The following is a 12,524-nucleotide window of genomic DNA, read 5'->3' on the forward strand; positions in this document are numbered from 1 at the left end:
GCTATCTATCACTTTAAAAGTGGTTCAATCTTATAAGAGAAATTATAATCTGCATTCATTATTCTGTAATCTTTACGCGGGAATGCTTGCATTAACCAACTGGTTGTGCCGCCAATACCCATTTGCTTATAATCCACATTTAAGAAAATATCTGGTTGCTTAACCAATTCAAATGAATAATCACTTTTTTGGATATCTTTTTTACTATAATGTGATGCACCAAAAGCAACATGAGGCGCTCCAACAAACCGTAACCCTTTACCGTTTGAATTCTTCAATGTAAACCATCGGACATCCATCTTATAGCCGTTCTCCTGAGGCTTCGAGTACTCAACCCATTGATCGGTAACCGTAGACGTATATATCCCCACTTTCTCAATATTTCGATCGGCATAAGTTGGGTTTTGGCCTGGACCATACCATTGAATATTCTCATAATCAGGAGTAATAACCATATCAGTTCCGATTCGAGGAATCATTGGCAGTTGCTCATCACCAGCTTTATATTGACAGTTAACCTCTACTTCTCCATGGTTATTAACAACGTATGTTTGCTGATAGCTGGCATCAATCAATGGCAGCTTTCCTATTGCCTTCAAAACGATATCTGTCCCTATCGTTTCAATAGTAAAGTCATCAATCAACCAAGCAGATGCCTTTTCCCAAATACCTAACTGTGGTAACTTGCGATTTCCGCCTTTCACGGCACCACGGTCATTATCCGTAGGTACACGCCAGAAATCTGGACTTGGACCACACTTAATTATTAAGTCTTCACCTAAATAATACTTTTCCAATCGACCGTTTAGCTTATCGAACAAAATTGAGAATCCATCGCCCCAAACATACACCTCACGACCTTCAATGCGATACTGAGGAATGCTTGATGGAGCTCTGCTTTCCGACTCAATTTTACTGTTTGTCAATTTGAACTGATCCCAGGCAAGTTCATGTCCTTTTTCAGCAAAGAACGTATCCTTGTTAAGTACAAAACTAAAGGTCAGGTGGTATTCTTTACCCGGCTTAAGTTGATAATCGTTTACATTAACCTTAACCGTCTTTGAGGCTCGTGCTGGTATGTCCAGTGCAGACATATTTCCATTGCTTACAATTTCACCATCTTCCAGCAATTGCCATTTACCATCGACCCAATCACTTGCATTTGAAAATTCATACCAATTTGTGATCTTAAATTCCAAATACTCAATATCTATCGCTTCAACATGAATATTGCGATAGAAATATTTTATTGTATTTAATCCGGGGTGAGGAGTCCAATCTGAAGCTAAAAGACCATTCATACAGAAGTTTCCGTCGTGGTGAACACCTCTGGCATTTTCCCACCAACCACCGTAGGCATAAAAATGCTCCTTACCTGAACTTGCTTTATATTTAGCTGGCACCTCTTGTTTTAATCCCTGATCCATCCAATCCCATACAAAACCACCTTGGAAATTGTTATCGGCATACACCAAATCCCAATATTCCTTTAGATTACCGTTACTATTCCCCATTGCGTGTGTATACTCACACAAGAGAAATGGCATGTGAGCATATTTTTTAATGATTTGCTGACACTCATCAGGAGTAGCATACATGCGTGAATAAACATCAGCATAATCGCGCCCTCCTTTGCGGGTTGTCCCTTCATAAAGGTAAGGACGCGAAGCATCTATCTGATTCACCCATTCATGAACCTTTTTTGCATTAGGCCCATCTCCACTTTCATTACCCATTGACCAGATAATAACTGAAGGGTGGTTGCGATCACGATATACCATGCGGGCAACGCGATCAATATAGGCCTCTTCCCACTCAGGTGAACATGTCAAACGGTTATCGCCCTTATTACCAAAACCGTGGGTTTCAATGTTTCCTTCATTGATCAGATAGATTCCATATTCATCACATAAGGCATACCATTCCGGTGTATTGGGGTAATGTGAAGTTCGAACCGCATTGATGTTATTTTGCTTCATCAAGACAATGTCGCGCATCATGTCTTCTTTCGTTACATAATGCCCTGTTTCAGGATGGTGCTCATGACGGTTTGTTCCTTTAAACAACACTTGCACCCCATTTACCAAAAGCTTACCTTCTTTTATTTCAATGCTTCGGAAACCAACTTTTTGAGGGATCACCTCCAACACTTTGTTATCCTTATCTTTTAGAGTTAATTGGAGTTGATACAGGTAAGGTGATTCTGCATTCCAACTATTAACATTCTCAATTGAATATTCGTCTGATGAGAATTCTACCAGTCCTTTTCTGGCATTTACGGGTAATGATCCTTTTAACTGAGGTTTGTCACTTGCATCCAGTAATTCAAAATCAATTGTTATGGCAGCTTTAGATTTTGAAACAAGTTCTCCGTTTAATTGGAAAAGTCCTTTTTGATAGGAATCATCCAAAGTAGCACTTACCACAAAATCACGGATATGTGTTTTCGGTGTAGACCACAAATAAACATCTCTGAAAATACCGCTCAATCGCCAAAAATCCTGATCCTCAAGATATGAGGCATCACTCCAGCGATATACTTCAACAGCTAACTGGTTGTTTCCTTCTTTCAGATATCTGGTGATATTAAATTCGCCTGGAGTGCGACTCCCCTGACAGTATCCTACTTTTTTACCGTTAACCCACACATAATACGCTGACTGAACTCCATCAAAATTGATGTATACCTCACGACCATCCCAAGTTTCAGGAATACTAAATGAATGACGGTAAGACCCGACAGGATTCCATTCTTTCGGAGCTTTTAATTCATCCTTCTCAAAAGGATAAGTATCATTGGTATAGATAGGTATGCCGTATCCGTGTAATTCCCAATTGGATGGAACCGGAATACTTCTCCACTTTGAATCATCGAAACTTGTCTGGTAAAAATTCTGTGGACGGCTGTCCTGGTTCTTTGACCAATTAAAACGCCACTGACCATTCAGGCTTTGATAAAAATCGGATTGCTCTTTGTCATAACTTAGAGCCGACTTAGCTGATCCGTAAACCATCATTGTTGTATGCGGTTCTTCCTTATTAATATGCAAAACTTTTACGTTATCCCACTCAGGTCTCTTATCGGCAAAAGTTAAACTCACAACCAGCATTAAAACATGTACCATTAAAAGCTTCTTCATCTTTCCTATATTGTTATATCTTTTTATGTTATGGTAAGGTTGGTAAAATCGGTCATTTTTATGCGTTTATTATAAACCGTAGATTATTGTCACTTTTCTTAAGGCTCGCATTCGTTTAATTCAATATTAAACCATTAGTCCACCTCAATTGCCCCTAAATCAGGCAAAGCTTTTATTTTGTTACCAAGTATATCATATGGAACTTCTAAACCTATATAAATACCGATACTATCGTTAGGGATCAATGTAATCTTAACACCCTTGTCCTTAATCAGATTAGTTTTTAACGGACGATAATCTATAAGTTGCTGACCTTCTGCATTTGCAAATTGAGGGTTACCATAGAACGGGTTTTCATCCTCAATTAAAACTTCATCCGGCCAATTATTCTTCTTCAGGTAGAGGTTATTTTTAAAAACAATGTCGCGAACTTTTGATGAACCAGATTTCTCGGGATTATACTGATCGCCTAAAACAGCCTTACTATCGCCTTTAATACAGAAAATGTTATTAGCGATCAACAAACCTGTCGAAGCCCTATCAATTGCAATTTTGGCAACTATTCCTTTACCTACATAGATAGTATTGTTGTAGAAATAGCTATTAAAAGGGCCGCTTCGTTCCCTTTTCCCTCGGTATCCACTTAACCATAATATCTTCCCCTCCTGAAAAGCACCGTTTTCCCCTTTCACACGATACCCGTCATTAACACTGACATTATAGCGATAGGCGCAATTATAATTGTTCCCCAGTATTTCGCAGAATCCGCCGGCATTATTAACACTAAGATTACACTGAACAATCACGTTGTTACAATTATAATCGATATGACAGCCGGCTGAATCACCCGGCCCATTGGCATTTTTAAATGTATTGTGCTCGATAATTACATTGGAGCTTCCCCATGTCCAGAGGCCACTGCCTCTCCCCCATTTACGCGAATCATTGTTACTTCCCGAAGAATTTACCTGGTTGCCTTTAACGTGCCCCTGGTGAACTTCAGACATTTGTATACCAGGTCCTCCAGTTTCTAAGATCCTATTATCAAACACATGAATATTCTGAATATTTTTATCTTTTCCGGTAAACTTTATTCCGGTGTGTGCCACGTTAGAAATGTGACAATTTTCTACTGTCAGATTATTCAGCTGAGCATCGGGAGTTATATTGATGAAGCGGATTCCCCATCCATAGTTTTGGCGGCCATTGGCAGTTTTCACCTCATCTGCACCTCGTTCAAATCCAGGCTCTTCATAAAACACATCACGAATAACCAAGTCACTCAGCCTGATATTAATAAACTGACCAGGTTCAGATGTTGTTACCAGTACGCCGCAACGCATTTGCTTTTGTTGCTGAATTGTTTTGTTTTCACCTCCATTGGCCGATATTTCAATACCTCTTAGCTCAATATGACTGCAATTATTAATAAAAATACCATTCAGAAATCCACAGGCATCAATAACAGGCCGATGGGTTTTGGAAGTTTTATCAGTCGAATAGCCTTCAATCATTACCGGACTACCTTCTTCTCCACTTATACTCTGCAATATCAGACTTCCTTTAAAAGTCTGACCTTCTGCTAACAATATTTTATCACCTGCTTTTAGCCGTATCGTATTCATTTTATCCAGACTTTTAAATGCATCGCTTTCTTTTAAGCCAGAATTATTGTCGCTCCCCATTAATGCGTTTATATAATAATTCGTCGACCAAACCGAAAGACTAATGAAAACTAAAATGAGCACTAAGGAATATCTTTTCATACGATGATTGTTAACACAATGAGATTTCAACATTTTTGCGACCTGGGCGATACCACCTCCATTAAGGCATCCGGTTAAATACATCCTTTCACTCGCAGATAATTACCAGAATAACTTAAGATCAAAAAGCAGTACCAATCAAATGGCAGCCAGCTGCTAATCGCAGATGACTGCTTTATTGGTACTGTAAACTATTAAGTCTTTGTTCCTTATTTCAGCATTATTTTTTTAGTACAATAGTTACCATTGGCAGATTCCAGCTTTAGCACATATAAACCGCGCGAATAAGCACTCATATCAAGAGTCACATCATCGGCATTACCGGCTGTCTGCTTTTTCACCAATTGACCAGCCGTATTATATACTTCAACAGAATTCAATGTTTCTGATGCCGTTATTCTGAAAATACCGTTTGATGGATTTGGTGTGACTGTCAGGTTGATTGTTTCATCATCCTTAATTGATGTAGGTGTATCCTGAGTCAATTTCATATCATCTACATACATGGTGAGTTCTTTAAAATACATGTATGTTGTTAATACCACATCTTGAGTAACAGATGGGGTGAAGGTAATTGATTTACTTTGCCATGATGTATTTGTACCTTCTGCTTTTAATGTGGTTCCATCAACAACAACCTGAATAAAATGTTTCTTCCCTTCAGCCTGCATTGTGGATGCAGAATAGGTGTATTGCTTGCCACCCTCAAGCTCAATAGTTTTTCTCAGGTAGATATTTAATGTTGATCCTGGGCTACATTTTGCAACATTAGCACCAGAAACAGCAGTAATTCCGTTGGCTGCTGCATCTACTGCATTTACAGTACCCTCCCATACTTCGTAACCTTCTGTTACCAGGTTAGTCGGTGCTGTATAACTATCGAAGTTGTCGGACCAAACAGTCGTTTGAGCTTTTGTTGCTACACTAAAGGCCATAGCAAGGGCCATGAAAAGTAAAGATTTTTTCATAATATAAAATTTAGTTAAAATACTGATAGCGGAGGAGATTGAATCCCCCCCTTTATTGGTCTGATAGAGACTATTTCTGGCAAAAACAGCTTATTTCTCCTTAGCTATTACTTCGTCAATTAAGCACGGTGATGTTCCTTTTCCTTTCCAGAAAGTAAAACGCAGATTAGAAACCCCGTCCGGAACAGTAAATTCATAAGAAATAGTTTCCCACTGATTATTTTCAGATGCTTTAACTGGCACAGCTTCTGCCGGTAAAGTCAGCTTCGTATTGGTATCGTGATCCTTAATAACCATTTTAATACCGCCATCGAGGCCTAACCACTTTACCGAATAGGTGATGCTCAATGTTTTACCGGCTGTAACAGGAAACTTAGTGTTAAGACCTGAATCACCGCTCCAACCGTTTAACATTTTGCAAGCCCATCCTTCAACTGCATCATCAGGCTCAGCTGCGAACTGATAGCCATACCATCCAACAGTTTTGGCAAGTGCCTCAGCCTCCGACAGGTTATCTGTTGTTCCATAGACATTGTAGTTACCAAAATTTCCGTTTTCAACTAAGTTACCCTCAACATTATCATAGATAGGAGCTTCCACACCTGGTCCTATTTCTTCATTTGGTGTGTAATAGGCATAATACTGTCCCAGTGGTGTCAGGTTATTATCAGCATCAAACAAAGCAGATGGTGCCAGGGCATTATTATCAGGCTGACCTGAGAACCATGCGTATCTTTCAACATAATCAAGTGCATCCAGCTGAGGCAGAACAGCTTTCATAAAAGCCAGTACCTGCTCTGGCGTATATCTATTATCCTCAACTGTAGTCGCATTCCAGTCAGCCACTGCAAACTCTGTAATCCAGATTGGCAATCCATAAGCCTCATATACCTCTTTTACTTTTTGCAAAAAAGATTCTGCATTTGGACCAGGGTATTTATGCATGGCAACAAAATCGATGCGTAAACCTTCTGCTTTTGCACGTGTCATAAACTCGTTCATCCATTCATTGGTGCCGCCAACAGGAGCCGGACTACCAAGTGGCAAACCAATTGACTCTAATTTAGGCCATAATGCGATTGCCTCATCAACAGTCATATTTGCCTGGTCTTCACCATCCGGTTCGTTAAAACCTAAAACATATTCGATTTTACCTTCAGCCTTTAACTGCTTCAGGTACTCCACCTTTTCATCGCTTACCTGACGGCCCCAGAACATAGGTACAAACTCAATGTTTTCCGGCTCCATATCCTTCAACTCGTGTCCCCATGAATAATGCCAATGTCCTTTTAAATCAGAAACACGTGACGACCAGGTAAACCCATTGGTGGTTAAACATACACCTTTCTTGGTAATTGTTGTCGGGATATCTTCTTTTGGAGGTAATTCATGATCAAATCCCGGTGTCTCCTTCTCACATGCCGTTAAGAATACCACGGCACTTAATATCATTAATAATTTCTTCATTTCAATATTGTTTAACAGATGAAAAGAGAGGATAAAACTAAACTTCAGGTACTCTTGCCCCGTTTTTATCACTTTACCTATTGCCAGGCCGGATGCTGAACAAGATTCTTATTCACATCAATTTCTTCCTGCGGAATGGCAAACACCTCAGACTTCTTTCCCTGATACAATGGCAGATATCCTTGGATGGCGTCAGTGGCAATTCGATTGTATCCTTCCTCCATTTCACCCCATCGCTTAAGGTCATAGAAACGAAGACCTTCGAATGCCAATTCAACACGGCGTTCGTGACGTATAATCTCTCTTAACTGATCTTGTGATAATCCATTGCCCTCAACAGATTCAACTGTTGGCATATTAACTCGCTGACGAACAGTATTAATTAAATCATAGACTTCCTGACCAACACTTCCTGATTCCACCAAAGCTTCTGCACGCATTAGCAATACATCAGCATAACGAATCAGATAAAAGTCCTGCGAACCAGCCTCAAAAACGGCTCTTTCATAAACGTCTACATCATCACGGACGTATTTCTTCAAACCAAACTTGGTGTTTGTATTCCCTGTAAAAACTTTCTCAGGATCTTTAAGGAAGATATCTCCTTTAAAATATACAGATGCGATGGCACGCGGATCGCGATTCTCTTTTGGATCATCCGGATTGTAAATTGATGCAGGATCATCAATTGGTAAACCATCATTACAGTAATAATCATTCACCATATTTGGCATAGGTTGTACATCCACTTTTGGCTTCGGCAGGAATGTGGCAGAAAATTTCTCGCCATTTGAATATAGGTCACCATATAAGAATTTAACCGGAAAAACAATCTCATCTGAGTTTTCACCAGCATAGGTGAACAACTGCTCGTAATCAGGATCTAAACTATATCCTAATGATAGTAACTCCTGTGTTGCTTCAAGCACATCATTATGCTGTCCTTTGTATAAAGCAACTCGGGAAAGCAGTCCCAATGCTGCACCCTTGGTTGCATAACCATATTCTTTTTCATCCTGATCAGCAGGTAATGGCAGAATTTCAATTGCCTTATCAAGATCATCGAATACCTGTTGCCAAAGCTCAGCCTCAGTATTTTTCGGTACATAAGCCTCCTCCAGTGTTTGTGGTTCTGTAATCAGTGGTGCTTCTTCAAAATACAATGCCACGTGATAATAAAATAAAGCCCTCAGAAAATAGGCCTGACCCAGATAGTTATTTTTATCCTCTTCTGAAATAACTGACTCATCCATCATCCCAATATTCTTTATAGCAGAATTGGAACGCACAATACCCTTATAAAGGTCATTCCATAAACCACTGAAGAACCAATGTGATGGATCAATACTACCAACGACGAAAATCCCTCCGCCTTCCCACTTCCAGGCGTTGTATTCATTATCAGATAAACAATCGTATGCCGGCATTCCCATGCCTCCATTCAAATGACCACCATACATACCGTTAGCTTGAAGAACCGTATAAATACCATTAATTCCCAAACGTGCATCATTGGCACTTTGCCAAAAGTTATCTTCTGCAATATTTGTCGGGTCCTTAAGGGTTAAGAAATCCTCCGAACATCCCAAGCTAAATATGGCTATTGCGATATATATTAAATACTTTTTCATTACTTCTTCACTTTTCAAATTAGAATGATAAATTAACACCAACTGTATAAACCTTGGTTAACGGTACATTTCGTGCATTCACGTTGGTTGATTTCCTTTCGGGATCGAAATTGTCCATTTTGGTAAAAGTCAAGAGGTTCTGTCCTGAAACAAATACTCTGAATTTATCGATGCCCGCCTGTGACAATATCGATTTTGGTAATGTATATCCAAATTCCAGGTTTTTCAACCTCAGGTATGAACCATCTTCCACATAAAAACTTGAAACTCTGTCATTCTGGAAATTTCGTCCTAATCGAGGTAATGAGGCACTCGGATTATCTTCGGTCCATCGATCTTTCCAATAACTCAATACGTTTCTTCGGTCATCGGTCATTGGTGTTTGTCCGTTACCCATCATGATACGATCCACATCTGCTAACCCCTGGAAGTTAAAGCTCATGTCAAATCCTTTATAAGATGCCGAAGCATTAAAACTATAGATCCATTTGGGATGAGGATTACCAATCACAACTCTATCGTCATCATTAATAACGCCATCACCAGCATCAGGTATACCATCGCCATCGGTATCAACTGTTAATTGATCTTTATAGCGGATATCTCCCGGTGAAGTGGTTGTTCCTCCAAATTGTACAGGTGCGTCAGCAACTTCTTCGGGTGTTTGGAAGATGCTAATGGCCTCCAATCCATAATATGCGTTAAAAACTTCACCAACTCTAACAATAGAAGAATTAGTAATTGTTTCCTCACCTCCCGCTCCAAGGCTGGTTACTTCATTCAGGAACATATTGGTAACATTACCTCCAATTGAAAATTCAAAATCACCAACTTTTTGGAAGTAATTAATCCCTAATTCCCAACCTTTATTAATAATGTCTCCGACATTCTGTGCAGGAAGTGATGATACACCTAATGTTGATGGTATAGGAAAGTTCTGATACAATACATCCTTACTCTCTCGCTCGAAATAATCAGCAACAAGCTGAAGCCTGTTGTTTAAAAACCCGGCATCCAAACCAATATCAAACTGAGTAGTCTCTTCCCAAGCTATTGCAGGATTGGCAAGTGATGTGAGGGCAACGCCTCCAACCGGTGCTTCTTCAACGCCCAATACATAGTCCAATCCAGAGTTATAAGCCTGGCTATATGCATATCTTTTGACTGCACGGTCATTACCACTTACTCCCCAGCTACCTCTTAACTTCAGATTAGCAAAAATATCGGAAAGGTTATCCATAAATGGCTCTTCACTAATACGCCATCCTCCTGAGAACGATGGAAAAACACCGTATTTATTATCGGGACCAAATCGGCTTGAACCATCTCGTCTTAAGTTAGCTTCTAACAAGTAACGATCTTTAAAACTGTAGTTGATTCGACCAAATACCGAGAACCATGATTCTTCCCACTTGCTTCCTCCAACCGATGGATCTAAGACACCACCTGCACCTAACTCTTCTAAATCATCCGAAGGAAAGTTTGAAAGGGAAGCATTAAAACCATCACTCGTTTCATAGATTACCGATGTTCCCATCATTCCGGTAATATTATGCTCTCCAAACTGGCGTGTATATTTGGCAACATTTTCATTCATCAGCTTATAATAGAATGCAGCCTCATTCCTTAGCGAATTAAACTCATTGTAGTTAACCAGGTCACCATTCCAGTCACGCATCTCCCAGCGTGGTGTGAAATTAGAAGTGTTGGTAAATCGCATATTTATAGTTCCACTCGACTCAATGGATAGCCCTGATAATGGGGTGATATTAACAGCTAAACGATCGTTAATCGTGTATTGATCCTGCTCGTAGTTACCAAGATTTAATTCCCGAACTGCATTCTTAGTCATTAAGGATGCATTCTGATTGTAAAAAGCCCCATCAACATGTCCGTATTCACCATTTGATAGATATACCGGAATCGTTGGAGCATTACGCGAGAATTGATACATAATTTCATTAACTGCATCGGCGCCACCTTTAGGGCCGTTAAAGGCCTTCCAATATCCGTTAAAGTTATTGTTGATAGTTAACCAATCTTTAACCTTGCTATTTAAGTTTAGTCTGAAATTGTAACGCTGTGATTTGTATTTTCCAACCAAAATCGCATCCTGATCCAGGTAACCCAATGATAATCGGAACTTAGTTTTTTTATTACCTCCTGACAACGACAGATAATGATTTTGTATAGGTGCTTTTTCAAGAACATGATCAGCCCAATTGGTTTGTGCAAACTGGTCAGGCGCATTGCCATTCTTAATTAATTCAAGCTGTTCTGGTGTATAACGTGCCACTTCACCTTCGTTGGCAAACTTTTCATTAATTAACTCTGCATAATCAACAGCGTTAAGGTATTCAGGCATAATGGTAGCCTCTTGTAAGCCAAAGTAGTTATTGTATTCAACCTTTACATCACCTTCTTTGCCCCCTTTAGTGGTTACAATGATTACCCCGTTAGCTCCGCGTGCACCATAGATGGCACTGGCCGATGCATCTTTTAGTACAGAAATTGATTCAATATCAGATGGTGCCAGATTATTAAACTCTGTCATTGATGAGAACTGCATACCATCTATCACCACCAGGGGATTCGTTTCTCCCCCGAATGTACCAACCCCACGAATCTGAATGGATGCACCATCATTACCAGGTAAACCATTACCTTGTGTTAACTGAACTCCGGTAAATCGACCATACATTAGTTGAGAACTATTGGTGACCGGCTGGTTAACAGCTTCATCCATCTTTACTGTGCTAACTGCACCTGTAAGGTTCACCTTCTTTTGTGTGCCGTAACCAACAACCACTACTTCATCAACCCCTACCATTTCATCTTGCAATACAACATCAATTGTTGACTGACTGCCAACAATAATTTCCTGGGTCTTCATTCCAATAAATGAAAAAGTAATAACTGCATCACTGGTACTAACAGATATGTTATAATTACCATTTATATCAGTAATAGTGCCATTAGTTGTTCCTTTCACTATAACGGATACGCCTGGTATTGGCTCGCCTTTTGTGTCATTTACTACTCCACTTACTGACCTGCCTTGTCCGAATACTGACAAGCTACAAGTAAGAACTATTCCCACTAGCAGGAGTAACTGTTTTAGTTTTAATCGTTTCATTTTCATAAACTTGAATCTAAAATATTTAACTTTAGTTATTGCAATGTGTTGTATTCATTGGAATACTGTTCTTAAGGCCATATTAACTTAAAGCACCACGACCATAAGGACTATCGCAACCAAAATCGCCAGTACCATGTACAGCAGCACTTTGGTTTTCTTTGCACTCTTAAGCTGACTTTCTATTTCTTTACTTTCCATGATTGTTTCTTTTAAAGATTGAATTTCAACAGGCGGAAATTTAATTTGAATTCAGCCCTTTTATCATTGTGCAAGTTGAGAATTAAACGCACAGCTTTCTAAGATGAAAGCATCATTTAAAAAGGCAAATACTGTCAAAAGAGGCAATTCAAAATTTTCAGAAACAGGGGGGCACATTGGCAATACATCATCATAATCACCTGACATACAATACA

Annotated in this window: 6 protein-coding genes; all 6 read right to left on the reverse strand. The window is 39.5% G+C overall.

Annotated features, from left to right (window positions below):
• Positions 1-8: 8 nt before the first annotated feature.
• Entirely contained in the window at positions 9-3,140 is a 3,132-nt protein-coding gene (gene lacZ, locus AC4MRQ_RS06550) for a beta-galactosidase, LacZ type (protein WP_491196856.1), read from the reverse strand.
• A 134-nt stretch (positions 3,141-3,274) separates the two neighbouring features.
• Positions 3,275-4,906: a right-handed parallel beta-helix repeat-containing protein gene (locus AC4MRQ_RS06555; RefSeq protein WP_491196857.1), complete on the reverse strand. Its 1,632-nt coding sequence runs from the start codon at positions 4,904-4,906 to the stop codon at positions 3,275-3,277.
• A gap of 209 nt (positions 4,907-5,115) precedes the next feature.
• A complete protein-coding gene (locus AC4MRQ_RS06560) occupies positions 5,116-5,874 on the reverse strand; it encodes a T9SS type A sorting domain-containing protein (RefSeq protein ID WP_491196858.1) in 759 nt (252 codons plus the stop codon).
• Between the two features lie 90 nt (positions 5,875-5,964).
• Positions 5,965-7,341 (reverse strand): glycosyl hydrolase, encoded by a 1,377-nt coding sequence (locus tag AC4MRQ_RS06565; protein ID WP_491196859.1) that lies wholly within the window; start codon positions 7,339-7,341, stop codon positions 5,965-5,967.
• Positions 7,342-7,418: 77 nt separating this feature from the next.
• Entirely contained in the window at positions 7,419-8,972 is a 1,554-nt protein-coding gene (locus AC4MRQ_RS06570) for a RagB/SusD family nutrient uptake outer membrane protein (protein WP_491196860.1), read from the reverse strand.
• Between the two features lie 19 nt (positions 8,973-8,991).
• Entirely contained in the window at positions 8,992-12,108 is a 3,117-nt protein-coding gene (locus AC4MRQ_RS06575; RefSeq protein ID WP_491196861.1) for a SusC/RagA family TonB-linked outer membrane protein, read from the reverse strand.
• Positions 12,109-12,524: the final 416 nt, after the last annotated feature.

It is taken from the genome of Carboxylicivirga sp. (assembly GCF_982718395.1).